The sequence below is a fragment of the Pseudoalteromonas rubra genome, assembly GCF_005886805.2.
GTDB lineage: Bacteria > Pseudomonadota > Gammaproteobacteria > Enterobacterales > Alteromonadaceae > Pseudoalteromonas > Pseudoalteromonas rubra_D.
The window spans coordinates 3,749,337-3,774,645 of sequence record NZ_CP045429.1 but is presented as its reverse complement, the minus strand read 5'-3'; the positions used below and the strand labels follow the sequence as shown (position 1 = coordinate 3,774,645).

The window sequence follows — 25,309 nt, the reverse complement described above, 5'->3', positions numbered from 1 at the left end:
ATAGTTTAATGCGCTGATAACAACCAGATTATGGATAAAGAGGTATAAAAGAAAGGCGGAAAGTGGTGGAGCTAAGCAGGATCGAACTGCTGACCTCCTGCGTGCAAGGCAGGCGCTCTCCCAGCTGAGCTATAGCCCCACTTCCGGTGTCGATTTGACGGTGAGAATTTAAAACATTTCGCTACTCAGCGTCAAGTCTTGGTCATAAAAAACTTGCCAAATAACTGCGTTGCTTTGATACACTGGGCAAAAAATACAGAGAAATTTATGATACGTGCGAGTCTACTGCTTGGTGCCGTATTGCTGCTCAGTGCTTGTAGCAGTAAACCGGAGGTGCCACTTCTGGAAGTCGAAAGTCAACAACTACATCAACGCGTTAATGCGAAAGGGCAGGACGAGTTTGCGTTTGTCGTCACGGTTAAAGCCACTCCACAAATGAATTTGGATACCAGTAAGCCGGTATCCCGGCGCGACTTAAAACGCTTTGCGGATCAGCAAAGGGTCGAAGACTCGTCTGAGATGAAACTCAAATTGGAAGACGAAGCCGTTGTCAGGCTTAAAAAAGCACTCAGTGATGCCCATTACTGTGAGTCCGGCTACAAGATAGAGCAGGTGTTTTGGCGCGACCGCAGCGTGCAGTTACGTGGTATTTGTCAATGAGTACGCTGACAGTCTCTCAATTGGCGGCGTTGCTTCATAAGTTGGACATCATTTATCAGGCTTATCGGCATCCCCCTTTGGCAACCTGTCAGGATGCTGACAAGTTGGCACTTGAACGCACCGGCACACGCTTGAAAAACCTCTTTTTACGCGACAATTATGGCCGACAACATATTTTGTTGATCACCACAGCAGATAAACAAATTGACCTCAAGGCTTTGTCCAAACAACAAGATTTATCCCGGCTTGGGTTTGCTTCTGATAGTCGGCTTCAGCAGTATTTAGGGATAAAACCAGGCTGTGTCTCTGCGCTGGCGGTTGCCAATGACCCAGAGCAACACGTCCAGTTATGGCTGGATGAGGCACTGAGTGACGCGGTACTGTGGCAATGCCACCCTTTCGAAAATGACAAGACCTGGGTGCTGTCTTTAGCTGATCTAACGCGTTTCTGGCAGCATACTGGTCATCAACCTGTGTGGCTGACTGTACCAGAACGGGTCGTGACAGTGTGACCCTGGCTACGACGATTTGTGTGCCAGGCCCGCTTTATTCGGCTGTGTTCGGCTATAATTCCGCCACACCAGCAGCAAACCACCGCTACACACAAACAGCAGCGTTAGCAGGAAATAAACCAGCCCCCAGCGCTGATAAATGATGCCTGGCAGATAAGAGCCCAGCGCGCCGCCACAATAGTAAAAAGACACGTAGGCGCCATTGGTTACAGTGGCTTCGGCTTTACTGAGTTGATTGGCCAGGGGGGCTGCATTGGCATGGATCATAAACATGCAGGCGCAAAACACAGTAAACAGCACTAGAAATAGCCAAAAGTGATGCCAGAGCATGCCCAAAATGGTCAGGCAGTATAAAGCAAACAGGCCACTGAGGATCTGCCACATACAGGTCGATAACTTACTCAGTAGTGGGGTCGACAGAGACAAACACGCGCCGATCAGATATCCCGTATAAACCCACCCAATCAGGCGAGGGTCGCTTACCTGATAGTCATTGCTGAGAATGAAAGGCAGGTAGTTGAGCAGCGCCGCAAAGCAAAAAAACATGCAAAATACCGCGCCATAGAGGCTCAACAGATTTTCCTGCTTTAAGGGCTTGAGATAAGCCAGTGGATGATTTGCCTGACTATTCACCGCCTGAGCACGCGCCGGTTTGATCCACCATGCCAACAACACAAGCGTCACAGCATTAAGCAGATAAAAACTTTGCCAATTGAACCATACGGCAAAGTTGGCAGCCAGTGTACGACCCAGATAGCCGCCAACTATGGTGCTGCCAATGTACCAGCTCATCGTGCGTTTGAGCTGGCTGTGTTGGTAGGTGCGTCCCAGGTATCCCGTCATGGCGGTCAGCGCAGCCGGGAGTAGTAACCCTTCAGCAAAGCGTATTGCAAGCATCCACTGAAAGTGCCCGCTGAGCGCAAACCCGAGGCAGCACAGTGCCAGCAGTAGCATCACCACTTTAATGATCTTCAGTGGATTACGTTTCGTAAATAATAATCCGTAGCAGATGGGGGCAATCGCCAGTGGCAGCATAGTTACTGACATGAGCATGCCAGATTTTGCTGGTGTTATCTGATACTGGTGTGCAAACACCGACAACAACGGCTGGGGTGCGTATAAAACGCAAAAAATGGCGATGGAGCACAACAATAAGTGCGGCAGAGACATAACGCATCCACAATGACCAAATAGCGCTCAAATTATGCCTGTCAGACAATGGAATTGCGAAGCCAATTAGAGAAAACTTGCGGTAAATCATATTTTTTAGTTCAGACTCTGCTAGATTTTTGGCTAATAAAATTTTTCTTCCGTATCGGCCAGCAGCAGTGGTCAAATTCGTCTACTGCGTTAAAATAGCGTCAGTCTAGATTTATGGAGTGGCATTATGGGATCTCTACAAGATCAACTTTTGAAAGCGGGCCTGACCACCGAGCACAAAGCGAAAATTGCGAAGAGTGAAAAGCGCAAATCTCAGAAGAAAAAGAAAAAGAAAGGTGCAACCAGCGACGTCAGTGATCTGCAAAAACACATTGAGCAAACCAAACAGGCACAACAGCAAAAAGCCGAAGAGCTGAATAAGGCTAAACAGGCTGAGCTAAAAGAGCGTGAACAGGTAGCCCGGGTTAAGCAAATTCTGGAACACCATAACCAGGAAGAGATTCGCGGCAATGTGACTTTCAACTTTACTTATGACAGCAAAGTGAAAGAGCTGGACGTGAATGCCCAGACGCAGCAAGCCTTGGCGAAAGGTCGACTGGCAATTTGCGTACTTGAAGGCCAGTTCTACGTGTTACAGGATGAACCTGCTCGTAAGATTGCGGAAGTCGATGAAAAGTACATTGTCTTCCACGTGGAAGATGATCAGAGTGATAAGGACGAAGACGATCCTTATGCAGACTTCGAAGTGCCTGATGATCTGATTTGGTAGGTATCCTGGCTGCATCCATATGCTCACCGTCATTGGCGTATGGATAACAGTGCGGCATAGACTACACTTGAATTGATCCGTTATATTAGAAGAGAAAAGATATGAGCAAGATGAAACAATTAATGTTAGCCAGTGGTCTGGCCGTTGCTGCCCTTTCTGCCGGTACAGCCAGTGCTGCCGATGGTAAGGCTTTATACACGGCGAAGATGTGTCAGACGTGTCATGGCGCAGAAGGTAAAGCACCTATCATGCCTTTATATCCTAAACTGGCTGGCCAGAATAAAGAATATTTGCTGGCTCAGATGAAAGACATCAAATCTGGTGCGCGCAGCAATGGCATGTCAGCAGCCATGAAAGCCATGACTGCAAACGTGTCTGACGCAGAGCTGGAAGCCATTGCCGATTACCTGTCTAAACTATAGTAGGCTGGCAACATTAAAAAAAACCACCGCTTGCCGGTGGTTTTTTGATCCACATCGACGATTATGCTTTCTCCCGGATTGAATCATTGCATCCCGGAGGTGAGTGTTTTAGACTTCTATACATCCAAATTATATTGGGCTTTATAACAAAAGGAACAGCCATGTTTGAATTGCCGAAACTCAATCTTAAAGACAAAGTCAGTGAGCAAGAGTGGCGACTGCGTGTTGATTTGGCGGCGTGCTATCGTCTTATTGAGCATTTTCGTTGGGGCGACCTGATCTATACACACATGTCTGCCCGTTTACCAGGCACAGATCACTATCTGGTGAATGCATTTGGACTGAGTTTTGATGAGGTTACCGCTTCTAATCTGGTGAAAGTGGACCTGCAAGGCAATATTCTGGACGACACGCCTTTTGAAATAAACCCGGCCGGTTTTACCATTCACAGTGCCATTCATGAAGTACGAGAAGATGCCCATTGTGTGATCCATCTGCATACCAAAGAAACCATTGCCGTTGCGAGCCTGGAAGGGGGCCTGTTGCCGCTTAGTCAGCACAGCATGTTTTCGCTGCCTTCGTTGTCTTATCACGAATATGAAGGCCTGGCCGTGAATGAGGCTGAAAAAGCGCGCTTACAGAATGATCTGGGTACTACCAACCACATGCTCTTGGTTAACCATGGGGGTTTAACGGTGGGGCCGACGGTCGGCGATGCCTTTATGCGTTTCTATGATCTGCAACGTGCCTGTGAGATCCAGGTTGCGATCCAGGCGACCGGTCGTTCGGCGATTGAAGTGCCGCAGCCCATTCAGGACAATATTTATAATCAGGCAAAAGTGGTGCACAGTGGTAGCACCGGTGGCCAATTAGCCTGGCCCGCCATGTTGAGAAAGGCATACCGCCTGGATCCTGGCTTTGCCGAATAGGAGTCAAAATGAAAGTTAATCGTGTCGAAGTGTTTGATATTCACTGTCCGGACAGACCTGCCTGGACCCCGGTTTTTGTTCGCATCCACACCGATGAAGGTATTTCAGGTGTGGGTGAAGCGGGCCTGGCCTACGACCTGGGACACAGTGCCGCTGCAGCCATGATCAAAGAAATGGCAGAAGCGTTTTTAATTGGCCATGACCCATTTCAGACCGAAATGTTGTGGGCTCGCATGTTACGTGAGAGCTTCTGGGGCTTAGGTGGTGGACCTGTAGTATATGCTGCCATGAGTGCCATTGATACTGCCTTGTGGGACATCAAAGGTAAGGCATTGAACCTACCTGTATATCAGTTGCTGGGCGGTAAAGTGAATGATGAGCTGCGTACTTACGCGTCGCAATTGCAGTTTGACTGGGACAGTGAATTCAAAGCGTTGGTACAGCCTCACGAATATGCTGAGGCAGCACACAAAGCGCTGGCAGAAGGATATGATGCAGTCAAAGTCGACCCTATCATGTACGACAAAGACGGCAATACATACTACGACCGCACTAAATTGATCTCGCGCGGCGAAATGAAGCTGTATCGGGCACGTATGCAGGCGATCCGCGAGGCCGTGGGCGATGAAGTGGATATCATTTTCGAATGCCACAGTTTGCCAGGTGCCACGTCTGCAATTCAAATTGCAGAAATTGCAGAAGAATTTGACTGTATGTATTACGAAGAGCCGGTCAATTATCTGAACCACTCACTGCATGCTAAAGTCGCCAACAAAACCGCGGTACCGATAGCCGGTGGTGAGCGTTTGTATAATCGCTGGGATGTTCGTCCTTATTTTGAAGATCAGAGTATTGATGTATTACAGCCGGATATTGGTTTATGTGGTGGCTTTACCGAGACCAAAAAGGTCTGTGATTACGCCGATATTTTTGATATTCGCATTCAGGCGCACGTGTGTGGCGGACCTGTTGCAACGGCTGCCTCACTGCATCTGGAAACGGCCATTCCTAACTTCCTGATCCATGAGCACCATACTTATGCGATTAAGAAGTGGAACCGTGAGTTGTGTCTTCAGGATCCTCAGCCAGAAAAAGGCGTGTTTAAGGTGTCTGAAGCGCCAGGGATCGGCATTGAGCTGAATGATGAAGTGGTGATGCGCTCAGCCCGCGTTGAAATTAAGTAACTCAGGTTTAATGTCAGATATAAAAAAACCCAAACACATGTTTGGGTTTTTTAATACCAATTTGCTTAATTAAGTGTTCTATTTTGAGGCGAGAAAATATGTTCGATAACTAGGCAAAAATTTTGCTATTTAGTTGTTCTAAATGAGAAATTTTTAACACAGTTAGCGTCATATTTGCTCCGTCAAATTGAACAGGTATTAAGTGAAATTGGTATAACTCTTGCGTCCAGCTTACTTAAGTAGTGACTCAGTCAGTACTGGACGAATTTCTTTTACAATTGCCTGGCACAGTTTAGGGGCACCACACACAATGTTACCGCTGTTGTTGTAGTTGGCACCGCCAGCGAAGTCCATCAGCATGCCACCGGCTTCTTTAATCAGTAGTTCACCCGCTGCTGTATCCCAAGGCTTAAGACCGATCTCGTAGAAACCGTCGATACGACCCGCAGCAACATAGGCCATGTCCAACGCCGCAGAACCGGCGCGACGGATATCAGTGGTTTGAATAAACAGCGCTTTAAAGGTTTCAGTGTAAGCGTCCAGGTGATGCTTTTGTTTGAACGGAAAGCCTGTTGCCAGGACAGAACCTGCTAGTTCAGTACTCTTAGTAACGCGAATACGTTTGCTGTTCAATTGTGCACCCTGACCGCGAGACGCTGTAAACAGCTCATCACGGATTGGATCGTATACAACAGCTTGTTCGACGCGGCCTTTTACTTTCAGCGCGATAGAAATAGCAAAGTGTGGAATGCCCTTGATGAAGTTAGTGGTGCCATCAAGCGGGTCAATAACCCAAAGGTAATCGGCTTGCTTGCCATCTGTGTGGCCAAGCTCTTCACCGACAATTGCATGCTCCGGGTAGGCCTTCAAAATTGTGTCGCGGATAACCAGTTCCGCTTCTTTATCTACGTTTGTTACGAAGTCGTTTGAACCTTTTTGTGAAGTCTCAACCTGAGACATGTTTTCACAAGCACGTAGAATCACCTTACCCGCGTTACGCGCAGCGCGTACCGCAATGTTTAACATTGGATGCATAGCATTACCTTTGAATTGTAAAAGAACTAAAAATTTCGAGCCGGCGTATTCTAGCGATTTTTGCTGCAAAGTAAATAACCCTTAGTCAAAAAAGATGTGCTTTTTTTAATCAAATTGAGAAAGTGATTTAAATTCAGCCAGTTTATGTGAGGTAGGTGGTGTGCCGAGGTTTTCACTTGAGCTGGCTCTTTACTATTCAGGTGCGTCTGGTCCGGATTTTACTATCTGGCGAATTCGCGTTTGTGCTAAACTCCGCCATTATTTTTTCCTGAGGCATAAGACATGGCATTAGAAGACATTCGCATTGTATTGGTAAATACCTCCCATTCAGGCAATATCGGCTCGGTTGCACGCGCAATGAAAACCATGGGGTTATCGAAACTCTATTTGGTGGATCCTGCGTGCGAGGTAGACAGCCATGCCAGCGCGCTGGCGGCCGGTGCAACTGATGTGCTGGGCAATGCGGTTCAGGTAGAGAAACTCGAAGACGCCATTGCTGACTGTGCCTTAACCATAGGCACCAGTGCGCGTTCTCGTACTTTATCCTGGCCTATGGTTGGCCCGCGTGAGTGTGCTCAAAAGCTGGTAGATGGTGCTGAGCAAACCCCGGTTGCATTGGTGTTTGGTCGTGAAAACAGCGGTCTTACCAACGAAGAGTTGCAATTGTGTAATTACCACGTGTGTATTCCGGCAAACCCAGAGTACAGCTCACTGAATCTGGCTATGGCGGTGCAAACACTGGCTTATGAAACCCGCATGACTTATCTGGATCGCCAGGAGCAGCCTGTTGAGCTGGACGACCTACAGTATCCCACTTCTCAGCAAATGGAACTGTTCTATGAGCATCTAGAGTCTACTCTGAACGACACCGGTTTTATCATTAAGCAGCACCCAGGCATGGTCATGACCAAGCTAAAACGCCTGTTTAACCGTGCTCGTCCCGAAGATCAGGAGCTCAACATCCTACGCGGTATTTTAAGCTCAATAAATAAATCAATAAAATGATGGGGTTAGCGTTTTGGTATGAGATATACCAAAGCGCTGCAATAATCTCATGCGTAAATACTTGACTAAAATACTCAGGTAATTACAATGTCCATAATACCTGAGGAAATTAGTCGGGTATTATGATGAGCGCAGATTGAACACACTAGGTAAGTACCTACCTACGTGTTATCCGCATAGCACAGGGCGATTGGTTGTTGGTTAATACTTGACTATCTTAGTCAGGTAATTACAATTTGCGCCTTGATAACTTTTCTGGGGGCACGCATGAAACTGACTTCAAAAGGCAGATATGCAGTGACAGCGATGCTGGACGTCGCACTACACGCAAATATTGGGCCCGTGCCTCTGGCGGATATTTCCGAACGTCAGGAAATATCTCTGTCATACCTGGAACAATTATTTGCCCGTTTGCGTAAACATGGCTTAGTGAGCTCTGTTCGCGGACCGGGTGGCGGCTATTTGCTGGGCCGCGACGCGCATACTATTTCTGTTGGCGATGTGATCGCCGCGGTCGATGAATCCGTAGATGCGACTCGATGTCATGGAGAAGGTGGCGGCTGCCAGAGCGGCATGCGCTGTCTTACTCATACATTGTGGTCAGACTTAAGTATGCGTATTGAAGAGTTTTTAAACAGTATTTCCCTCGCCGAGTTAGTCGCTAATTCCGACGTGCAGTCTGTTGCAACGCGTCAGGATAATGGGGTTAACAGTGCAATGAAGCAATTAGAGAATATTCAAGTGAGTTGCCAGCTGTAAACTGGCGTCTAGCGGAGAAAGAAATGAAATTACCGATATATTTAGATTATGCAGCGACCACTCCGGTTGATCAGCGTGTTGCAGACGAGATGATGCAGTGCCTGACTATGGATGGTAATTTTGGTAATCCAGCCTCACGTTCGCACCGTTTTGGGTGGCAGGCAGAAGAGCTGATTGACCAGGCGCGTAACGATATCGCTGATTTAATCAACGCTGATCCGCGTGAAATTGTTTTCACTTCAGGGGCCACCGAATCAAACAACCTGGCAATCAAAGGTGCGGCTAACTTCTATCAAAAGAAAGGTAAGCACGTAATTACCGTGAAAACCGAGCACAAAGCAGTGCTGGACACTTGTCGTGAATTAGAGCGTCAAGGCTTCGAAGTCACGTATATGGAAGTCGAAGAAAATGGTTTACTGGATCTGAAAAAGCTGGAAGCCGCAATTCGCGAAGACACCATTCTGATCAGCATTATGCATGTTAACAACGAGCTGGGTGTGATTCAGGATATCGCCACCATCGGTGAGATGTGCCGCGAGCGCAAAATTATGTTCCATGTTGATGCTGCGCAAAGTGCCGGTAAAGTACAGATCGACCTGCAACAGCTGAAAGTCGACTTTATGTCTTTCTCTGGCCACAAAGTGTATGGCCCTAAAGGGATTGGCGCACTGTATGTACGTCGTAAACCGCGTGCACGTTTAGAAGCGCAAATGCACGGTGGTGGTCATGAGCGTGGTATGCGCTCAGGTACACTGGCAACCCACCAAATCGTGGGCATGGGCTCGGCTTTCCGTGTTGCCAAAGAAGATTTCGAAAAAGATCATGCCCACATCAGTACGCTGCGTAAGCGTTTGCTGGACGGCGTGATGGATATGGAAGAAGTGTATTTCAATGGTGCTATTGACCAATCAGTGCCAGGTATTGTCAACCTGAGCTTCAACTTTGTTGAAGGTGAGTCATTGCTGATGGCGGTTAAAGACATTGCCGTATCATCGGGTTCTGCATGTACATCAGCGAGCCTGGAGCCGTCTTACGTGTTGCGCGCACTGGGTCGCAACGATGAACTGGCACACAGTTCAATCCGCTTCAGCATCGGCCGTTTTACCACTGAAGAAGAAATCGATTATACCGTTAAGCTCATCAAAGACTCGATTGGTCGTTTGCGTGAGATGTCACCGCTGTGGGAAATGTTCAAAGATGGCGTTGACTTAGATGCAGTTGAATGGGCACACCATTAAGCAAATCCGTGTATAGCAAGTTAATACTATAGGCAGGTAGTGAGGAAAGAATTATGGCGTACAGTAACAAAGTAATTGATCACGTGGAAAACCCACGTAACGTTGGTTCATTAGACAAGAACGATCCGAGTGTCGCAACGGGTATGGTTGGCGCGCCGGCATGTGGCGACGTGATGAAGCTACAGATCAAAGTATCAGGTGAAGGCATCATCGAAGATGCAAAGTTCAAAACCTACGGCTGTGGTAGTGCTATCGCATCATCATCGCTGGTTACTGAGTGGGTGAAAGGCAAGACACTTGATGAAGCAGGTGAAATCAAGAACACCGACATCAGTGCTGAGTTAGAGTTGCCGCCAGTGAAGATCCACTGCTCAATTCTGGCAGAAGATGCAATTCAGGCTGCAATTGCAGACTACAAGAGTAAACAGGCGAAGTAAGAGATAACTATGGCAGTGACACTGACAGAGTCGGCAGCAGGCCGAGTACAGACTTTTTTGGCCAACCGAGGTAAAGGCATCGGGCTGAGAGTCGGCATTAAAACGACCGGCTGTTCAGGTCTTGCCTATGTACTTGAGTTTGTGGATGAACTGGACGAAGGCGATGAAGTTTTTGAAGAAAGGGGCGTCAAAATCATCGTCGATGCTAAGAGTCTGGTTTATATCGACGGCACTGAGCTGGACTACACGAAAGAAGGTTTGAACGAAGGGTTTAAGTTCATTAACCCGAATCAAAAGGACGAGTGTGGCTGCGGCGAAAGTTTCACCGTATAATCTCTTTTGTGACTAACAACTCTAAAGCCCTGCCTTGGTAGGGCTTTGCTGTATTGGATGCGTATGCGATATTTTGACTTATTCGATTTACCGGTCAGCTATCAGGTTGACCTGGCAGCTTTAAACCAGCGTTATTTGGATCTGCAACGCGCCGTTCACCCCGATAAGTTTGCCCATCTGGGTGAGCGAGAAAAACTGTTGGCGGTGCAAAAAACGGCTGAGATCAATGATGCCCTGGCGGTATTGAAACACCCAGTAAAGCGCGCTGAGTACATGTTGAGCGAGCGTGGTGTTGATATACGTGCTGAGCAACAAACCTTGCAAGATCCGGCGTTTTTGATGCAGCAAATGGAGCTGCGCGAGGCACTGGAAGACATAGCACACAGTACCGATCCAGAAGCAGAAATCGAATCCTTTGAAGCGCAGGCCAGACAATTGGAGCGGCAATACAGTGCTGGTCTGGGTGAGCTGTTGGTTAGTCAAGACGAAGCGGCTTTGCAGCGCGCGGCGGATCACATTCGCAAACTCAAGTTTGTTTATAAGTTGAAAGACGAGCTATCTCGGATAGAAGACAGCCTATTCGACTGATTCATGCGTTGTTGCTGCATAGTACAGCGACAACCAGCTTCACCAAAGTGAAAGAGCATTATGGCATTATTGCAAATTGCTGAGCCGGGGCAGAGCGCGGCACCTCATGAACATAAACTGGCCATCGGGATCGACCTGGGCACCACCAACTCTTTGGTTGCTACGGTTCAAAGTGGCGAGGCCAGGACCCTTAGTGACTTCAATGGCGATGCGATGTTGCCATCGGTCGTTCGTTATCATGATGAGCAGATCAGCGTCGGCAAGACGGCACAGCAGGAAGCTGCACTGGACCCGGAAAACACCCTGATTTCAGTGAAACGCTTTTTGGGTAAAACGGCGCAAGACATAACCAGTAGTTATGGTCAGTTGCCTTACACCTTTGTTGAGCATCAGGGCAGCCTGGCGGTTCAAACTAGTGCAGGGCCAATCAGCCCGGTGCAGGCATCGGCCGAGATACTAAAATCACTTCATCAGCGCGCCGTTGAGAGTTTCGCTGGAGAAGACGTGATGGGTGCAGTGATCACTGTGCCTGCCTACTTCGATGATGCGCAGCGCCAGAGCACCAAAGATGCCGCTGAAATTGCAGGTCTGAAAGTACTGCGTTTGCTTAATGAGCCTACTGCTGCGGCAGTGGCGTATGGTCTGGACTCAGGTCAGGAAGGGATCATTGCGGTTTATGACTTGGGTGGTGGTACCTTTGATATTTCTATTCTGCGTCTGAACAAAGGGGTCTTCGAAGTACTGGCAACGGGTGGTGATTCAAGCCTGGGTGGTGATGACTTTGATGCGCTTTTGGTCGCTGTTTTTCAACAGCAAACCGGGTTAACGGATCTTTCCGCTAAAGAACTACGTTTGTTTATCAATAAAGCGAAGGCCTGCAAAGAAGCGTTGACCAGCTATGAAACGGTGAATGTGAAACTCCCTGTTCGCGAACAGGAATTCACCGTAACCATTACTCGTGATCAGTTTGCCGAATTGGCAGATGCCCTGGTTAAGAAAACTCTGCGTTCATGTCGTCGTGCCTTGAAAGATGCCGGCGTTGAAAAAGAAGAAGTATTGGAAGTGGTGATGGTTGGTGGTTCAACTCGCATGCCGGTGATCCGCGATGCCGTTGAAACCTTCTTTACTAAGCCGCCTTTAACTTCCATTGACCCAGATCGGGTAGTGGCCTTAGGTGCGGCAATCCAGGCGGATATTCTGGTGGGCAACAAGCCCGATTCAGATATGCTATTACTGGATGTTTTGCCATTGTCGCTAGGCCTTGAGACCATGGGCGGTCTGGTTGAGAAGATCATTCCGCGTAATACCACTATCCCGGTTGCCCGTGCGCAGGAGTTTACGACGTTTAAGGATGGTCAGACAGCCATGTCTTTGCATGTGTTGCAGGGTGAGCGTGAGCTGGTTGATGACTGTCGCTCTTTGGCTAAATTTAGCCTCAAAGGCATTCCCCCTATGGCAGCGGGTGCAGCGCATATTCGTGTCACATTTAAAGTGGATGCGGATGGCCTGCTGAGCGTTTCAGCCATGGAAAAATCAACAGAAGTACAGGCTGAGATCCAGGTAAAGCCGTCGTTCGGCCTGAGCGACGATCAGGTTGCACAAATGTTGAAAGATTCAATGAGTAATGCCAAAGAAGACATGCAGGCGCGTATGCTTAAAGAGCAGCAGGTTGAAGCATTGCGTGTACTCGAAGCACTGGAAGCGTCGTTGGCGACCGACAGTAACCTACTTAATGAGCAAGAGCTGAGCGCATTACGCGCTGCGATGGCTGAGCTTGATAAAGCACGACTAACTGCCACCGATCCACAAGCGATCAAAGCGGCAATCGAACAGGTGGATGAGGCAAGCGGCGAGTTTGCATCACGCCGTATGGATGTATCAATTAAACACGCACTGCAAGGTCAGTCGGTAGACGAGGTGTAATATGCCACAGATTATCTTTTTACCACACGAAGAGCTTTGTCCGGAGGGCGCAGCCATTGAAGCTGAATCTGGCAAAACGGTACTGGATGTGGCGCTGAAAAATGGCATCAGTATTCCTCATGCCTGTGAGAAATCATGTGCCTGTACGACCTGTCACGTGGTTATTCGTGAAGGGTTTGATTCGCTTGAAGAGAGTGATGAACTGGAAGATGACATGCTGGATAAGGCCTGGGGTCTGGAAGCGGAGTCCCGACTGGGCTGTCAGGCAGTGATTGCCGACGAAGATCTGGTTGTGGAAATACCCAAGTACAACCTTAATATTGTCAACGAAGAACACTAATCGTTGTTATCACAGGGCCGCATTATGCGGCCCTGTTCAGTTATGTAAGGAGTGCAGGTATGACGCATAACACCGAACAAGCGCATAGCTGGATTAATGGCAGTCCCTGGCAATCACCGTGGCAGTTAACGGTTGTTAACCCCGCAAATGAATTGCCCATTGCTACGGTTTCAATAGCAGATCAGTCAGCGGCCGAGCAAGCGCTGAATGCAGCGCAGGCCTGTTTTGACACCCTTAAGCAGCGCACGTCACAACAGCGCGCAGCGGTCCTGGAACGCTGGTATCAGCTTATTTTAGATAATGAAGCTGCGCTTGCAGAGCTGATGAGCAAAGAGCAGGGTAAACCGCTCAAAGAGGCCGTCGCAGAAGTCAGATATGCCGCAGGGTTTGTTCAGTGGTTTGCTGAGGAAGCTCGGCGCGCTTATGGTGAGGTGATCCCATCACATAGTCCTCATCACCAACTTGCAACCATTAAACAACCGATCGGTGTCGTACTGGGGATCACACCCTGGAACTTTCCCCTGGCTATGATCACGCGTAAGGTGGCACCGGCTTATGCTGCGGGTTGTCCATTTATTCTAAAACCTTCTGAAGAAACCCCGTTGAGTGCCATTGCTCTGGCAAAGCTGGCGTTGGAGGCGGGATTTGAAAGCGCGGCATTTCAGGTTCTGGTGACAGACGATGCAGAGACGTTGGTTGCTCCTTTGTTGGCAAGTCCAGAGGTGCGAAAGCTGACCTTTACGGGGTCGACTGCGGTAGGTAAAAAGCTGCTGGCGCTCAGTGCGGATACGGTTAAACGCACGTCAATGGAGCTTGGCGGGAATGCGCCTTTCATTGTTTTTCCCAGCGCTGACGTGCGAGAAGCCGTTGCGGGCTTGATGGTGGCTAAATTCAGAAACGGCGGGCAAACCTGCGTAGCGGCTAATCGAGTTTTCGTCCATCGCGATGTCCAAGAAGCGTTTACAGCAACCTTGGTTGATGAAGTTGCTCAGTTGGTTGTTGGTGACGGCTTAGCGCCGGACACCGATATTGGCCCGTTGATCAATCGCAAGGCCAAAGACAAAGCACAGCAATTGGTTGATGATGCGCTCGCTCGAGGTGCTAAACAGATCTATCAGGGGGCACCTTGTGTTGGCCATTTTATGGCTCCAACTGTGCTACAGGGGATCACTGAGGAGATGGATATTTATCATCAGGAAATTTTTGCACCGGTTGTGAGTATCATAGCGTTCTCGGATGAGCACACCGTGGTGCGTCAGGCAAATAGCGTCAATGAAGGGCTGGCTGCTTACTTTTATTCTCAGGATGTGTCGCAAATCCATCGGGTGTCTATGGCACTTGAATATGGCATGGTTGGGATCAACGAAGGGGCGATTTCAAACCCTGTTGCGCCATTCGGAGGCGTGAAGCAATCCGGGTTGGGAAGAGAGGGGGCCAAAGACGGTTTACAGGAGTTCCTGGAAAGTAAATATCTGTGCCAGAAATTTTAAGATTAATTGTTCCGTTATATGGAACTGTTACCATGCTGATGTGAGTATGATGCGAATAGAGCTTCAGCTTTATTCGTAAAATAAATTAAATTTATTCATTTATATCAATTTCTTATTGTCCACTCTTTTGGCTAAAATCAACACAGCCATCAAGTACCTGTTATCTCACTTTTTACAACGGCTTTTAATTTATGTCGAAGCTATGTACACTAGCCGTTTAATTTTTGAGTGGCTGGACATTATCTATGTACCAAAGGAGAAGCCCGACTTTGGTCGTCCTGGCAGCAGGCTTGGGTACCCGGTTTGGTGGTAACAAGCAGATAGCGATACTGCCTGACTTCAATTGTACCATTATGGAGCTGAGCATTCAGGACGCATATGCAGCCGGTGTGCGTCATGTTGTGCTGGTGATTAACCATCAGGTTCGCCCTTTGATAGAGCAACAGATCTTGCCGCGGTTACCTGACGGATTACAAGTCGACTTAATTGAGCAAGCCGTCGATAACGTGCCCCCGCGTTTTGCCGGGAATGCGTTATTGCGAGAAAAACCGTGGGGAACCGGGCATGCGTTATTGTGTGCAAAGTCCGCGATACCAGGTGATGCGATTGTGATTACTGCGGATGACTATTACGGCCCAGATGCTTATAAGCAGCTTGTAGGTCATTTCGCTGAGCCGGCGCAAGAAGATATGGCTATTGTTGGCTATCCGCTTGGGCATACTTTGTCACAACAAGGTGGCGTAAATCGCGGAATATGCCAAACTCATAAAGGCAGGTTGCTCGAAGTCGTTGAATATCTGGATATTCAACATAATAATGAGGTGTTATCCGGGGTAGCACCAGATGGCAAGCGTGCTGCTTTACCAGAAACCGCGCTGGCCTCAATGACGTGTTGGGGCATTACACAGACGCTCTTAACGCAACTAGAGATTGGCTTTTCCCTGTTTCTAGAAAATTATGACAGCGATGTCAAAAGCGAGTATTATTTGCCTGATTGTATTCAAAGTTGTATTCAACAAGGTCTGCTTCAGGTCAGGGTGCATAGTGCATCTGATCGCTGGTTTGGTATCACCTACAAAGAAGAATTAAAGAGTGTCTCAGGATTATTATATGAATTACGTCACGGATGAACCTATCACCTGCCATCGTATTGAGAGCGGCAATGAGGTAACAATGAAAAATCGTGCAATTGCAGAGGTCTTATCGCAGCAATTTGGCTTGCAGGGAGAATCTGTTACGTTACGTCCGATCGGTAATGGACATATTAATACAACGATGTTGCTGAAAAATAAGCAGCGTGCTTTGGTTGTGCAAAAACTCAATACCTGTGTTTTTCCAGAGCCTGAGCAATTAGTCACCAATGCCAGAAAAATCGAGCAGCACTTAGCAAGCAAAGCCAATGACGGTGGCTATGAACTCGCCATTATTCGCCATGTACCGACGATAGAGGGAGAGTATCTCGTTCATGTTGAAGATGAAGTGTGGCGTGCATTGGAATTCATTGGTGGCAGTTATAGTGAAGACGTGGTCGACAGTGAAGCAAAAGCAAAAATTGCGGCCAATGCATTTGGTCAGTTTGCTGCGGCACTGGATGATTTCGATGCGACTCAGCTGCACCATGTGATCCCGAATTTCCACAACCTTGCTATGCGTATTGAGAAGTTTGAAGAAACACTCGAACAGGATCCTCTGGGTCGCGCAGCCTCGTGCCAGGAAGAAATTGCATTTTGCCGGGCACAATTTTCACTTGCTCAGGAAGTGGCAGACGCTGAAGCACAATTACCGTTGAGAGCCTGCCATAATGATACCAAGATCAATAATATGTTGTTTTGCTCGGAGTCAAATGAAGCTCGTGCTGTGATAGATCTGGATACGTGTATGCCTGGCTACTGGTTGTATGACTTCGGTGACATGGTCAGAACGTTCTGCTCTCCTGAGGCGGAAGATTCCACTAACCTGGCAAATGTACGTGTACGTGAAGAAATCTTTGCGGCGTTGGTGAAAGGATATAAGGGGCCGCTGTCGGACAGTCTAACAGGCACCGAAAAGCACAGCTTTATACTTGGCGCGAAAGTTATGCCATTTATGATAGGTTTGCGATTTTTGACCGATTATCTCGATGGTGACAATTACTTTGCCATTAAGCATTCAGAGCATAACTTGCAACGAGCGCAAAACCAGTTTGCGCTCTATCAGGACATTGTTGCAAAAGAAGCTCAACTGAATGCCATTATTGCAGAATTGTAATCGTTTTAGATTCACAAGTTAAAGCGCCTTTTGGCGCTTTTTTTGTATCAGAGAACAAATTTGTACCGATTAAATCTCTGTTTATCGCAACGCTTTTGCAACCCAGGATACAATCCGTTAGCGTGCACAGGAAGTATCTTCGAGGACAATAATAATGACAAATTTAAATCGCCGAGATTTTCTTAAGGCGGCGGGAGTTGCCGCGGCTGCCGGAGTCGTTTCAGGCTGCGCACAAAGTAAAGTCGATCCGGTTCAGGCTACGCCTGAGCGACAGGGAAAATCAGTCATTGGATTGATTGCACCAAAGATGGACCTTGTTCGTGTTGGTTTTATTGGTGTGGGTCAACGTGGCTATGGCCATGTGAAGCGTATGAGCCATATTGAAGGCGCTGAAATCGTTGCCTTATGTGATACGCATGAAGAAGTTTTGCTGCGTTCAGCGAATTATCTGACAGAGCGGGGAGAGAAGGCCCCAGCCCTGTATCAGGGGTCAGAGTTTGCTTATCGGGAAATGCTTGCCCGGGATGATATTGACATCGTTATTATTTCGACACCTTGGCGTTGGCATGCGCCGATGGCAGTCGACACCATGGAGAGCGGCAAACACGCCTTTGTTGAAGTGCCACTGGCCCTGACGGTGGAAGAAATGTGGCAATTGGTTGATACCGCAGAACGGACTCAGAAAAACTGTATGATGATGGAAAACGTCAACTACGGTCGTGATGAGTTGATGGTATTGAACATGGTACGACAGGGCCTGTTTGGGGAACTGTTACATGGTGAAGCTGCGTATATTCATGAGCTGCGCTGGCAGATGAAAGAGCTGGAACATAAAACCGGCTCCTGGCGCACAGAGTGGCATACTAAGCGTAATGGCAACCTCTATCCCACCCACGGCTTAGGGCCGGTATCTCAGTATATGAATATTAACCGGGGTGATCGATTTGATTTTCTGACTTCCATGAGTTCACCGGCACTGGGCCGGGCTGCCTATGCTCAGCGCGAATTTGCATCGGATCATCAGCGTAATCAATGGCGATATGTTGCCGGTGACATGAATACGACTTTGGTAAAAACGGTCAAAGGGCGTTCTATTATGATCCAGCACGATACCACAACGCCGCGCCCCTACTCCCGACATAATTTGATCCAGGGCACCAACGGGGTGTTTGCCGGGTTCCCGAATCGCATTGCGCTAGAACATGGCGGCACAGGGTCTTTTCATAACTGGGATGAAGATATGAGTACCTGGTATGCCAAATATGATCACCCTCTGTGGCTGAAAATGGGTGCAGAAGCCGAGCGCAATGGGGGTCATGGAGGCATGGACTTTTTGATGTTCTGGCGGATGATTTACTGTCTGAGAAATGGCGAACCGTTAGATCAGGATGTCTATGATGGTGCTGCCTGGTCGGTGATTTCGCCTTTGTCAGCATTGTCTGTGGCAAACCGCTGTGAGTCTGTAACCATTCCTGATTTTACCCGTGGTGCCTGGCAAAGTGCCAAGCCATTAGGCATAGTTGGCGCTTAGTTGTGTGCCGGCACAGATCATCCTATTCGGGTATGATATAATCACCGGGCTCTTACTCGAGGGCCACTTTAGACTGATATTCATACCCGGAGGTAGATTTGCGCGGCACATTCACCACACAGCTCACCCTATGTCTTGTGTTGCTGGTAACCTTCCTGATTGCTGGCTGTGGCCTGACAGATAATACCCGAGCGTCAGCGCGCGAATCGAGTGCGCTCAGACAAGTACTCAATGACTACATAGCGACCTATCAGGCACGTCAGGATTTTGCTTTATTTTTGTCCTTTTATGCCGACGATGTTCAGCTGGAAGACATGATTTATGGCTTTGCTGTCAAGGATAAACAGGCATTGGCCGAGTTTTTTAATTGGTCTGCCGGGAATGTCAAAATTCTGGATGGGAAACAGACATATACCCTCAGCGAGGTGATCTTAGACGAGCAGCAACGTCGTGCCGTTATTCGTGGCACCTATGTGCGCTTTGAGTATGAAGGTCGGGAAATGGGCCCCTGGCGTTTCACGACCGTATTACACTTTAACCCGGACAATAAGATCGCCTATCAGCAGGATTGGATCAATTACAGGCCTCGCTCGTTAACGGACGGTGGCAGCAATTTAAATTATCCTGCAAACTAACTCCTTTATAATTCTGACGAGGACACTGTGATGCAACTCTCTGTCGAGATCAGCAAATATCCATTGCATGCTGACTATATCCCTTTTATCAAAGACTTTATCGAGCGCCTGAATCAGCACCCGGAGCTGAAAGTACTCACTAATACCATGTCTACTCAGGTGTTTGGTGACTATGATGTGCTGATGGATACTCTATCTGCAGAAATGAAGCGCTCGTTTGAGCAGTTTGGCAAAATCGTGTTTGTCTGTAAATTCATCAGTGGCGACCTGTCGCCCCAATCATGATGCAGTGGCTAGCTGAAACCTTGGCTGGGTTCACTGCCATGTCAGTGTGGGAGTATCTGGCCGTGATCTTATCAGCCGCTTACCTGTTGCTGGCGATAAGGGAAAACTCATGGTGCTGGCCTGCGGCGTTTGTCAGTACTTTTATCTATACCGTGATGTACTGGAATGGTGCGTTGCTGATGGAGTCCTTGCTGAACTTTTACTATATGTTCATGGCGGTAGTCGGCTGGTGGATGTGGCGCAGTGGCAGACAGGATAAATCCCTGGAAATCGTTTCCTGGTCCTTGTCTCGACATAGCGTTATTATTTTGGGCACATTACTTGTGGCGTTGGGCATTGGTTATGTGATGGATAAGTATACTCATGCTGAGCTGGCTTATCTGGATAGCCTGACGACTTGCTTTGCTGTGGTAACCACTTACCTGGTTGCCCGTAAAGTGTTGGAAAACTGGCTGTATTGGGTAGTGATCGATGCGGCGTCTATGTATCTTTACTATCTCAAAGGCTATTACCCCACCCTGGTGTTGTTTGGTTTTTACACCATAGTGGTCTGTTGGGGGTATGTGCGTTGGTACGAAGTACATCAACAAAAAGAGGGCAAACCGCTTGCCGCGCTTTGATGCTGAGCTGAGTGCACTGATCAGGCAAGCTTTCCCCGCTCTTAGCATCAGTGCACTGCGTCCACTCAACAAAGGGTTAAGTAATAAAAATTACTATCTTGAGCAGGCGCAACAAGGTTATTTGCTTAAGCATTATTCAGGCACAATGCCTGTCCAGGCGCTGGAAGCGCAGGGACAGCTGGCTCTCCTTGGCGTGGCACAGCCTTTGGCAGGTTACCATGTTCAGACCCGGCTGGCGTTGTTTGAATTTTTACCACAACAAGATGAGCCGCTCTGCCTGAGCGATAGCTTGTTAGTAAACCTGCACACGTTACATGGTTTTGTGCGACCCCAGAGCGGGCAACTTGACCTGAGTGCGGCGCTCTGTGAGGCCGCTCTGGTGCTCGAAGGGAAGTTTGATGTGTCTGCTTTAGGTCGAAGGCGGGCGCAGTTTGAGCCTGATATCTGCTTTTGCCACAATGATTTGGTCAAAGACAATATGCTGGTAACAGCACAGGGACCCGTGTTTATCGATTTTGAATACGCGCAATACAACGACCGATATTTTGATTTGGCGGCCTTATGTGTCTCTTTTTCGCTGTCTGTACGTGAAGGTAATCAGATGCTGAAGCGCTATTTCAGTCTGGCAGAGATCCCGTTGCCAGAGTATGCAGAGGATAAGCTACATTGCTATGTGGAAATTTACCTGCTGCTCTGTCTTGCCTGGTATCAGCGACGCGGGCTGGTCTCGTATGTTGACCCCTTACTGCTCCTGTTGAAGGCGTGGTGTCGTTAGTCGCTTCGCACAGACCATTTGGCCCGAGCATCAGTCGGGCGTTTTATTAGTCTGGTCACGAAGCAATATAGGGAAGGCGGCGTCGCTTCTGTTGCGCTTAAATGCCGCCTAGTCGTTTTGCCAGTTCTTTGTATTTTTCTACGTCATCTTTGTCAAAAATGGGTTCGCCCTGCTCATCCTGTTGTTTGGCAACTAACAGGTTTTCGCGTGCCAGTCGCCTGACGCGCTCCACTTTAACATCTAAAAATTCAGCAACTTGTTCAGTGGTCATTGGAGTCATAATACGGTCCTCTCAGGATGATGTCGTGTTAATACAGGAGACCAATTTTCCGTGTATTAACAGGTCGTCATTATTGTTATTGTTCTAAGCATAGTTAAATATCGTGAATTTCGCTCTGTGTGAAGTCTTTTTTCGAGTTTTAGACCATAAATTAAGCATATAGACAACAATGACTAGTATTTGCGGCTGGATATGATTATTATTGGCACCACTAAGATGTTGCTCTCGTGGTGAAATGGATATCACGTGGCCCTCCGGAGGCCAAGTTCTAGGTTCGATCCCTAGCGAGAGCGCCATTTTACGCCACATCTATGCTTCTAAATTCCGCATTTTATATCCATTTCCGACGTTTAAACAAAACGCCTACAGCAATGGTTAATATCACCAATGCAAGTATGAAAATTGTAAATGCCCAGGGATTCTCTGTGCCTGGAATGCCTCCTATGTTGACCCCCAATAGACCGGTTAAAAAGCCCAACGGTAAAAACAGGGCAGCGACCACAGACATTATGTACATGCGCTGATTCAGCTGCTCATTAAGCTGATTGGTAATGCTTTGTTGCAGGACCTGTGCCCGTTCAATGCTGGCTTCGAGCTCTTCAATATAGCGGCTGAGGGTGTTATTTGCCTCGCCGAGTAAGCGGCGCTGCTCAAGACTCAGAAAGTTCACCTTAGTATCAATCAAATCATAGATAGCTTGACGCTGTGGTTTGATATAGCGCTTTAAGGCGATAACCTGACGCCGTAGCAAGGTAATTTGATGGTAGTCAGGCTGGCATTCCTCTTTATCCAGTTGCTCTTCAAACTCATCCAGCTGTTCTTCGACCTGCCATAATGTGTCCTGCATACGGTGTGTCAGGCGATCAATCAGGGCGCAGATCAGGTCGCTGATTGACTGAGCCCCCTGACCGTCCAGTAATGCGCTGTGTAGCTCTTCGATAGAAATCAACACGCGCTTACGACAAGTGATCAGCACGTTTTTATTTATAAAGCAGCGCACTGAGACCATGTCTTCCGGGTTTTGCCTGGGGTTAAGGTTGACGCCGCGTAAAAACAACAGCAACCCATGACTTGCACGGGTCACACGAGGTCGGGTTTCCTCTGCAAGCAAAGCTTGCCACTCCCATTCCTGCAGAAAGTCCAGCTGGCTCAAGAAATGTTGAACTGCGTTGTTTGTGTAGTCAAAGTGCAGCCAAAGCGGCACCTCGTCTTTGAGTGCCTGCGTTAAATCTGATATCGGGGTTGCGCCACCCTGGCCGTCCAGCATGAGCGCATGAAGTAAGCCTTCCATCTTATTACCTGTATACACATGAATGTGTTTATCTTTGGCCAACTTACCCACTTAGGCAAATCAAATTACAGTATTTTGTGTAGTACCTGATTGACCTGACTGATCACTTCATCACTGCATTGATTGATGAAGAAGTGGCCACCATTAAAGTAATGAATGTCAATTTTGTGTTCACTCAAATCCTGCCAGCCGTGCAGTTGCTCGGCACTGATTTCGATATCATCATAGCCATGAAACACAGTGATAGGGCAGGGCAGGTTGACAGGTTGGGCCTGATAACACTCGGCAATTTGAAAATCAGCTCTCAATAAGGGGAGCAGTAACTCCATCAGCTCTTTGTGTTCCAGCAGCTCTTTGGGTGTGCCATTAAGTTTATAAAGCTCTTCAACAAACTCATCATGGGGCAAGTTGTAAATGCGCTTCTTGTCTGTGCTGGTGTGTGGGGCGCGGCTGCCCGATGCGATTAGGTGGCGTGGTAACGGCGCGTTTTGTTGAACCAGATGTTTCGTGACTTCAAAAATCACTCGGCTACCCAAACTGTGCCCCATGAGTACATAGGGCTTTTCGGTCAAAAAGGCCTGATATGCCAATAGCTCATCCACTTTTTGTTGCATGGTCACATGAGCAGACTCTCCCATGCGTGCACCACGACCCGGAAATTGCAATAGCACCAGTTCTACATCGGGGTGAAGCGCACTGTTCCATGGCATATATATGGCGGGTGAGCCGCCAGCATAAGGAAAACAAAACAGTCTGAGTTTGGCATTGGGGTTTGGTTTCGGTATTACAAAAAGCTTGCTGTTCATGTTGTTATATCTTTTATCTGAAATTAGGAACTATCCTATCAGACGACCTCCAAGCAAGTCATTTTATTCAAGAAATATTCATATCCCATTTTTGGCATCGAGTGAAGCATGGGGAATTTGACCCGATATTGAACGAAATCATGACGTAACTGACCTTCACTGATTGTTAAAAGCGCCAAGATCGGCGAAAATAGTGCATGATTAAAAATGAACCCGCCGGATGACCCTGCAAAGTGTCATGCGCACACTTTGCGTAGCATGTGTGGATCCGCGTATAACCTAAAGAATTGACTAATGGCAGATCAGACTTTCCTCAATGAAATAAACAAGCGACGTACCTTCGCTATCATCTCGCACCCGGATGCGGGTAAGACCACCATTACAGAAAAAGTACTCTTGTTCGGTAAGGCCCTGCAACAGGCTGGTACAGTAAAAGGCCGTGGTTCTAACCAGCACGCAAAATCAGACTGGATGGACATGGAAAAAGAGCGTGGTATCTCAGTAACCACGTCTGTGATGCAGTTCCCGTTCAACGACAGCCTGGTTAATCTGCTGGATACCCCGGGACACGAGGACTTCTCGGAAGATACTTATCGTACGCTCACTGCCGTGGATTCCTGTCTGATGGTCATCGACGCGGCCAAAGGTGTTGAGGATCGAACCCGTAAGCTAATGGAAGTCACCCGTTTACGCGATACGCCTATCGTGACCTTCATGAACAAGCTGGACCGTGATATCCGCGATCCGATGGAGCTGCTGGACGAAGTTGAGACTGAACTGAACATCATGTGCGCGCCAGTTACCTGGCCGATTGGCTGTGGTAAAGAGTTCAAAGGGGTGTACCACATTCACCGTGATGAGACCATTTTGTATCAAACGGGTCAGGGCCATACCATTCAGGAAGTGCGCACCATTAAGGGGTTAGATAACGCCGACTTGGATGCCGCCATCGGTGAAAGCCTGGCAGAGCAGCTGCGTGAAGAGCTGGAACTGGTCATTGGTGCCTCACATGAATTCGATAAAGAGCTATTCCTCAGTGGCGAACTGACGCCGGTGTATTTTGGTACCGCCCTTGGTAACTTTGGTGTGGATCACATGCTCGATGGCCTGACTGAGTGGGCGCCGTCACCGCTGCCGCGTCAAACAGATGAGCGCGAAGTGTGTGCAGATGATGATAAATTCACCGGATTCGTATTTAAAATTCAGGCTAACATGGACCCGAAACACCGTGACCGTATCGCCTTTATGCGTATTGTGTCAGGTAAATACACTCAGGGCATGAAGATGAACCATGTTCGCTTGGGTAAACAAGTGAGCATCTCTGACGCCGTGACCTTTATGGCAGGTGATCGTGAACGCGCACAGGAAGCCTTTGCCGGTGACATCATCGGTTTGCACAACCACGGTACAATCCAGATTGGTGATACTTTCACTCAGGGTGAAAAACTCAAGTTCAGTGGTATTCCGAACTTTGCCCCTGAGCTGTTCCGCCGTATCCGCCTTAAAGATCCACTCAAGCAAAAGCAGCTGCTCAAAGGTCTGGTACAGTTATCAGAAGAAGGTGCCGTACAGGTGTTCCGCCCGCTGATCAACAACGATCTAATCGTAGGCGCGGTCGGTGTGCTGCAGTTTGACGTGGTCGTGGCACGACTGAAGTCTGAGTACAACGTGGATGCGATCTACGAAAGCGTTAACGTTCAGACGGCGCGTTGGGTTAATTGTGAAGACGAGAAAAAACTGGCCGAATTCCGCCGTAAGTGTGAGCAGAACCTGGCACTAGATGGAGGCGATAACCTGACGTATATCGCGCCAAGCCGGGTGAATCTAAACCTGTCGATGGAACGTTATCCGGACGTTCAGTTCCATCAGACGCGCGAACACTAAGTTAACGTGGGCCATCCGGCTTGCCTGATGGTCCCAAAAGTCATGCTTCGGGTTGATTTGGCTCTGGCGCGTCCTATAAGCTAGTGTATTCGATCCGATTGTTCGCTGACTGTTTAAAGCTGCGTTTTATTCCGGCGCCCCAAGGCGCCGATGATGTTTGCTCAGTGCCC

General features: G+C 48.2%; 28 protein-coding genes and 2 tRNA genes. 24 read left to right on the top strand and 6 right to left on the bottom strand.

What is annotated here, in order from left to right; genetic code table 11:
• Nucleotides 1-63: 63 nt before the first annotated feature.
• A tRNA-Ala gene (locus CWC22_RS16170) sits at nucleotides 64-139 on the bottom strand.
• Nucleotides 140-267: 128 nt separating this feature from the next.
• On the opposite strand from CWC22_RS16170, the gene CWC22_RS16165 reads away from it, so the two are divergent.
• Together CWC22_RS16165 and CWC22_RS16160 are read left to right on the top strand one after the other, a co-directional pair.
• Complete coding sequence (locus CWC22_RS16165; protein ID WP_125560747.1) at nucleotides 268-660, top strand: hypothetical protein; 393 nt, start codon at nucleotides 268-270, stop codon at nucleotides 658-660.
• The gene (locus CWC22_RS16160) at nucleotides 657-1,172 is read left to right on the top strand and encodes a prolyl-tRNA synthetase associated domain-containing protein (protein ID WP_171045089.1); all 516 of its coding nucleotides are present in this window, start codon (nucleotides 657-659) and stop codon (nucleotides 1,170-1,172) included. The genes CWC22_RS16165 and CWC22_RS16160 overlap by 4 nt, the downstream gene beginning before the upstream one ends.
• A gap of 6 nt (nucleotides 1,173-1,178) precedes the next feature.
• Here the strand turns inward: CWC22_RS16160 and CWC22_RS16155 are convergent, their stop codons facing one another.
• Nucleotides 1,179-2,342 carry an MFS transporter gene (locus CWC22_RS16155; RefSeq protein ID WP_138538730.1) on the bottom strand — a complete coding sequence of 388 codons (1,164 nt, stop codon included), beginning with the start codon at nucleotides 2,340-2,342 and terminating at the stop codon, nucleotides 1,179-1,181.
• Between the two features lie 217 nt (nucleotides 2,343-2,559).
• Between CWC22_RS16155 and CWC22_RS16150 the strand changes: the two genes are divergently transcribed.
• The 4 genes from CWC22_RS16150 to CWC22_RS16135 all read left to right on the top strand — a co-directional run bounded on the left by CWC22_RS16150 (nucleotide 2,560) and on the right by CWC22_RS16135 (nucleotide 5,637).
• Complete coding sequence (locus CWC22_RS16150) at nucleotides 2,560-3,102, top strand: DUF2058 domain-containing protein (RefSeq protein WP_138538731.1); 543 nt, start codon at nucleotides 2,560-2,562, stop codon at nucleotides 3,100-3,102.
• Nucleotides 3,103-3,203: 101 nt separating this feature from the next.
• Nucleotides 3,204-3,524 (top strand): c-type cytochrome, encoded by a 321-nt coding sequence (locus tag CWC22_RS16145; protein WP_010384005.1) that lies wholly within the window; start codon nucleotides 3,204-3,206, stop codon nucleotides 3,522-3,524.
• Between the two features lie 161 nt (nucleotides 3,525-3,685).
• A complete protein-coding gene (locus CWC22_RS16140; protein ID WP_138538732.1) occupies nucleotides 3,686-4,453 on the top strand; it encodes a class II aldolase/adducin family protein in 768 nt (255 codons plus the stop codon).
• Nucleotides 4,454-4,461: 8 nt separating this feature from the next.
• The gene (locus tag CWC22_RS16135) at nucleotides 4,462-5,637 is read left to right on the top strand and encodes a mandelate racemase/muconate lactonizing enzyme family protein (protein WP_010384009.1); all 1,176 of its coding nucleotides are present in this window, start codon (nucleotides 4,462-4,464) and stop codon (nucleotides 5,635-5,637) included.
• A gap of 231 nt (nucleotides 5,638-5,868) precedes the next feature.
• Here the strand turns inward: CWC22_RS16135 and suhB are convergent, their stop codons facing one another.
• Nucleotides 5,869-6,672 carry an inositol-1-monophosphatase gene (gene suhB / locus CWC22_RS16130; RefSeq protein ID WP_125560737.1) on the bottom strand — a complete coding sequence of 268 codons (804 nt, stop codon included), beginning with the start codon at nucleotides 6,670-6,672 and terminating at the stop codon, nucleotides 5,869-5,871.
• 282 nt (nucleotides 6,673-6,954) lie between these two features.
• Between suhB and trmJ the strand changes: the two genes are divergently transcribed.
• The 16 genes from trmJ to CWC22_RS16050 all read left to right on the top strand — a co-directional run bounded on the left by trmJ (nucleotide 6,955) and on the right by CWC22_RS16050 (nucleotide 20,878).
• The gene (trmJ, locus tag CWC22_RS16125) at nucleotides 6,955-7,677 is read left to right on the top strand and encodes a tRNA (cytosine(32)/uridine(32)-2'-O)-methyltransferase TrmJ (RefSeq protein WP_138538733.1); all 723 of its coding nucleotides are present in this window, start codon (nucleotides 6,955-6,957) and stop codon (nucleotides 7,675-7,677) included.
• 267 nt (nucleotides 7,678-7,944) lie between these two features.
• Nucleotides 7,945-8,436 carry a Fe-S cluster assembly transcriptional regulator IscR gene (gene iscR, locus CWC22_RS16120; protein WP_010384014.1) on the top strand — a complete coding sequence of 164 codons (492 nt, stop codon included), beginning with the start codon at nucleotides 7,945-7,947 and terminating at the stop codon, nucleotides 8,434-8,436.
• Between the two features lie 23 nt (nucleotides 8,437-8,459).
• Complete coding sequence (locus CWC22_RS16115) at nucleotides 8,460-9,674, top strand: IscS subfamily cysteine desulfurase (RefSeq protein WP_010384016.1); 1,215 nt, start codon at nucleotides 8,460-8,462, stop codon at nucleotides 9,672-9,674.
• Between the two features lie 53 nt (nucleotides 9,675-9,727).
• Nucleotides 9,728-10,111: a Fe-S cluster assembly scaffold IscU gene (iscU, locus tag CWC22_RS16110; RefSeq protein WP_010384017.1), complete on the top strand. Its 384-nt coding sequence runs from the start codon at nucleotides 9,728-9,730 to the stop codon at nucleotides 10,109-10,111.
• Nucleotides 10,112-10,120: 9 nt separating this feature from the next.
• The gene (gene iscA / locus CWC22_RS16105) at nucleotides 10,121-10,444 is read left to right on the top strand and encodes an iron-sulfur cluster assembly protein IscA (RefSeq protein ID WP_010384020.1); all 324 of its coding nucleotides are present in this window, start codon (nucleotides 10,121-10,123) and stop codon (nucleotides 10,442-10,444) included.
• 63 nt (nucleotides 10,445-10,507) lie between these two features.
• Nucleotides 10,508-11,032, top strand: coding sequence for a co-chaperone HscB (hscB, locus tag CWC22_RS16100; protein ID WP_138538734.1), 525 nt, complete (start codon nucleotides 10,508-10,510; stop codon nucleotides 11,030-11,032).
• A 60-nt stretch (nucleotides 11,033-11,092) separates the two neighbouring features.
• The gene (hscA, locus tag CWC22_RS16095) at nucleotides 11,093-12,955 is read left to right on the top strand and encodes a Fe-S protein assembly chaperone HscA (RefSeq protein ID WP_138538735.1); all 1,863 of its coding nucleotides are present in this window, start codon (nucleotides 11,093-11,095) and stop codon (nucleotides 12,953-12,955) included.
• A 1-nt stretch (nucleotide 12,956) separates the two neighbouring features.
• Nucleotides 12,957-13,295, top strand: coding sequence for an ISC system 2Fe-2S type ferredoxin (fdx, locus tag CWC22_RS16090; protein ID WP_010384025.1), 339 nt, complete (start codon nucleotides 12,957-12,959; stop codon nucleotides 13,293-13,295).
• Between the two features lie 59 nt (nucleotides 13,296-13,354).
• A complete protein-coding gene (locus CWC22_RS16085) occupies nucleotides 13,355-14,785 on the top strand; it encodes an NAD-dependent succinate-semialdehyde dehydrogenase (protein ID WP_138538736.1) in 1,431 nt (476 codons plus the stop codon).
• A 245-nt stretch (nucleotides 14,786-15,030) separates the two neighbouring features.
• Nucleotides 15,031-15,915, top strand: a complete 885-nt coding sequence (locus CWC22_RS16080) for an NTP transferase domain-containing protein (RefSeq protein ID WP_138538737.1) — start codon at nucleotides 15,031-15,033, stop codon at nucleotides 15,913-15,915.
• Between the two features lie 43 nt (nucleotides 15,916-15,958).
• Nucleotides 15,959-17,032: a phosphotransferase enzyme family protein gene (locus CWC22_RS16075; RefSeq protein ID WP_138538768.1), complete on the top strand. Its 1,074-nt coding sequence runs from the start codon at nucleotides 15,959-15,961 to the stop codon at nucleotides 17,030-17,032.
• A 154-nt stretch (nucleotides 17,033-17,186) separates the two neighbouring features.
• The gene (locus CWC22_RS16070; RefSeq protein WP_138538738.1) at nucleotides 17,187-18,563 is read left to right on the top strand and encodes a Gfo/Idh/MocA family protein; all 1,377 of its coding nucleotides are present in this window, start codon (nucleotides 17,187-17,189) and stop codon (nucleotides 18,561-18,563) included.
• A 98-nt stretch (nucleotides 18,564-18,661) separates the two neighbouring features.
• On the top strand, nucleotides 18,662-19,198 hold the full coding sequence (locus tag CWC22_RS16065) for a nuclear transport factor 2 family protein (protein ID WP_230090584.1): 537 nt from the start codon (nucleotides 18,662-18,664) through the stop codon (nucleotides 19,196-19,198).
• Between the two features lie 30 nt (nucleotides 19,199-19,228).
• Nucleotides 19,229-19,483, top strand: a complete 255-nt coding sequence (locus CWC22_RS16060) for a hypothetical protein (protein ID WP_125560726.1) — start codon at nucleotides 19,229-19,231, stop codon at nucleotides 19,481-19,483.
• Nucleotides 19,483-20,103 (top strand): nicotinamide riboside transporter PnuC, encoded by a 621-nt coding sequence (gene pnuC / locus CWC22_RS16055; RefSeq protein WP_138538769.1) that lies wholly within the window; start codon nucleotides 19,483-19,485, stop codon nucleotides 20,101-20,103. The genes CWC22_RS16060 and pnuC overlap by 1 nt, the downstream gene beginning before the upstream one ends.
• A complete protein-coding gene (locus CWC22_RS16050) occupies nucleotides 20,090-20,878 on the top strand; it encodes a phosphotransferase (protein ID WP_171045090.1) in 789 nt (262 codons plus the stop codon). The genes pnuC and CWC22_RS16050 overlap by 14 nt, the downstream gene beginning before the upstream one ends.
• A 97-nt stretch (nucleotides 20,879-20,975) precedes the next feature.
• Here the strand turns inward: CWC22_RS16050 and CWC22_RS16045 are convergent, their stop codons facing one another.
• Nucleotides 20,976-21,158, bottom strand: a complete 183-nt coding sequence (locus CWC22_RS16045; protein WP_010384046.1) for a helix-turn-helix domain-containing protein — start codon at nucleotides 21,156-21,158, stop codon at nucleotides 20,976-20,978.
• Between the two features lie 221 nt (nucleotides 21,159-21,379).
• Here CWC22_RS16045 and CWC22_RS16040 point away from each other — a divergent pair.
• Nucleotides 21,380-21,454: transfer RNA gene (locus CWC22_RS16040), tRNA-Arg, on the top strand.
• Nucleotides 21,455-21,489: 35 nt separating this feature from the next.
• Here CWC22_RS16040 and CWC22_RS16035 read toward each other — a convergent pair.
• Nucleotides 21,490-22,449 carry a zinc transporter ZntB gene (locus CWC22_RS16035; RefSeq protein WP_138538740.1) on the bottom strand — a complete coding sequence of 320 codons (960 nt, stop codon included), beginning with the start codon at nucleotides 22,447-22,449 and terminating at the stop codon, nucleotides 21,490-21,492.
• Nucleotides 22,450-22,514: 65 nt separating this feature from the next.
• On the bottom strand, nucleotides 22,515-23,255 hold the full coding sequence (locus tag CWC22_RS16030) for a thioesterase II family protein (protein WP_138538741.1): 741 nt from the start codon (nucleotides 23,253-23,255) through the stop codon (nucleotides 22,515-22,517).
• Between the two features lie 294 nt (nucleotides 23,256-23,549).
• Between CWC22_RS16030 and prfC the strand changes: the two genes are divergently transcribed.
• Nucleotides 23,550-25,139, top strand: a complete 1,590-nt coding sequence (gene prfC, locus CWC22_RS16025; protein WP_058796282.1) for a peptide chain release factor 3 — start codon at nucleotides 23,550-23,552, stop codon at nucleotides 25,137-25,139.
• Nucleotides 25,140-25,309: the final 170 nt, after the last annotated feature.

Bases quoted from the DNA above. Each gene is read 5' to 3' on its own strand.
- CWC22_RS16165 (WP_125560747.1), top strand. From the start codon at position 268: ATGATACGTGCGAGTCTACTGCTTGGTGCCGTATTGCTGCTCAGTGCT.
- CWC22_RS16160 (WP_171045089.1), top strand. From the start codon at position 657: ATGAGTACGCTGACAGTCTCTCAATTGGCGGCGTTGCTTCATAAGTTG.
- CWC22_RS16155 (WP_138538730.1), bottom strand. From the start codon at position 2,342: ATGTCTCTGCCGCACTTATTGTTGTGCTCCATCGCCATTTTTTGCGTT.
- CWC22_RS16150 (WP_138538731.1), top strand. From the start codon at position 2,560: ATGGGATCTCTACAAGATCAACTTTTGAAAGCGGGCCTGACCACCGAG.
- CWC22_RS16145 (WP_010384005.1), top strand. From the start codon at position 3,204: ATGAGCAAGATGAAACAATTAATGTTAGCCAGTGGTCTGGCCGTTGCT.
- CWC22_RS16140 (WP_138538732.1), top strand. From the start codon at position 3,686: ATGTTTGAATTGCCGAAACTCAATCTTAAAGACAAAGTCAGTGAGCAA.
- CWC22_RS16135 (WP_010384009.1), top strand. From the start codon at position 4,462: ATGAAAGTTAATCGTGTCGAAGTGTTTGATATTCACTGTCCGGACAGA.
- suhB (WP_125560737.1), bottom strand. From the start codon at position 6,672: ATGCATCCAATGTTAAACATTGCGGTACGCGCTGCGCGTAACGCGGGT.
- trmJ (WP_138538733.1), top strand. From the start codon at position 6,955: ATGGCATTAGAAGACATTCGCATTGTATTGGTAAATACCTCCCATTCA.
- iscR (WP_010384014.1), top strand. From the start codon at position 7,945: ATGAAACTGACTTCAAAAGGCAGATATGCAGTGACAGCGATGCTGGAC.
- CWC22_RS16115 (WP_010384016.1), top strand. From the start codon at position 8,460: ATGAAATTACCGATATATTTAGATTATGCAGCGACCACTCCGGTTGAT.
- iscU (WP_010384017.1), top strand. From the start codon at position 9,728: ATGGCGTACAGTAACAAAGTAATTGATCACGTGGAAAACCCACGTAAC.
- iscA (WP_010384020.1), top strand. From the start codon at position 10,121: ATGGCAGTGACACTGACAGAGTCGGCAGCAGGCCGAGTACAGACTTTT.
- hscB (WP_138538734.1), top strand. From the start codon at position 10,508: ATGCGATATTTTGACTTATTCGATTTACCGGTCAGCTATCAGGTTGAC.
- hscA (WP_138538735.1), top strand. From the start codon at position 11,093: ATGGCATTATTGCAAATTGCTGAGCCGGGGCAGAGCGCGGCACCTCAT.
- fdx (WP_010384025.1), top strand. From the start codon at position 12,957: ATGCCACAGATTATCTTTTTACCACACGAAGAGCTTTGTCCGGAGGGC.
- CWC22_RS16085 (WP_138538736.1), top strand. From the start codon at position 13,355: ATGACGCATAACACCGAACAAGCGCATAGCTGGATTAATGGCAGTCCC.
- CWC22_RS16080 (WP_138538737.1), top strand. From the start codon at position 15,031: ATGTACCAAAGGAGAAGCCCGACTTTGGTCGTCCTGGCAGCAGGCTTG.
- CWC22_RS16075 (WP_138538768.1), top strand. From the start codon at position 15,959: ATGAAAAATCGTGCAATTGCAGAGGTCTTATCGCAGCAATTTGGCTTG.
- CWC22_RS16070 (WP_138538738.1), top strand. From the start codon at position 17,187: ATGACAAATTTAAATCGCCGAGATTTTCTTAAGGCGGCGGGAGTTGCC.
- CWC22_RS16060 (WP_125560726.1), top strand. From the start codon at position 19,229: ATGCAACTCTCTGTCGAGATCAGCAAATATCCATTGCATGCTGACTAT.
- pnuC (WP_138538769.1), top strand. From the start codon at position 19,483: ATGCAGTGGCTAGCTGAAACCTTGGCTGGGTTCACTGCCATGTCAGTG.
- CWC22_RS16045 (WP_010384046.1), bottom strand. From the start codon at position 21,158: ATGACTCCAATGACCACTGAACAAGTTGCTGAATTTTTAGATGTTAAA.
- CWC22_RS16035 (WP_138538740.1), bottom strand. From the start codon at position 22,449: ATGGAAGGCTTACTTCATGCGCTCATGCTGGACGGCCAGGGTGGCGCA.
- CWC22_RS16030 (WP_138538741.1), bottom strand. From the start codon at position 23,255: ATGAACAGCAAGCTTTTTGTAATACCGAAACCAAACCCCAATGCCAAA.
- prfC (WP_058796282.1), top strand. From the start codon at position 23,550: ATGGCAGATCAGACTTTCCTCAATGAAATAAACAAGCGACGTACCTTC.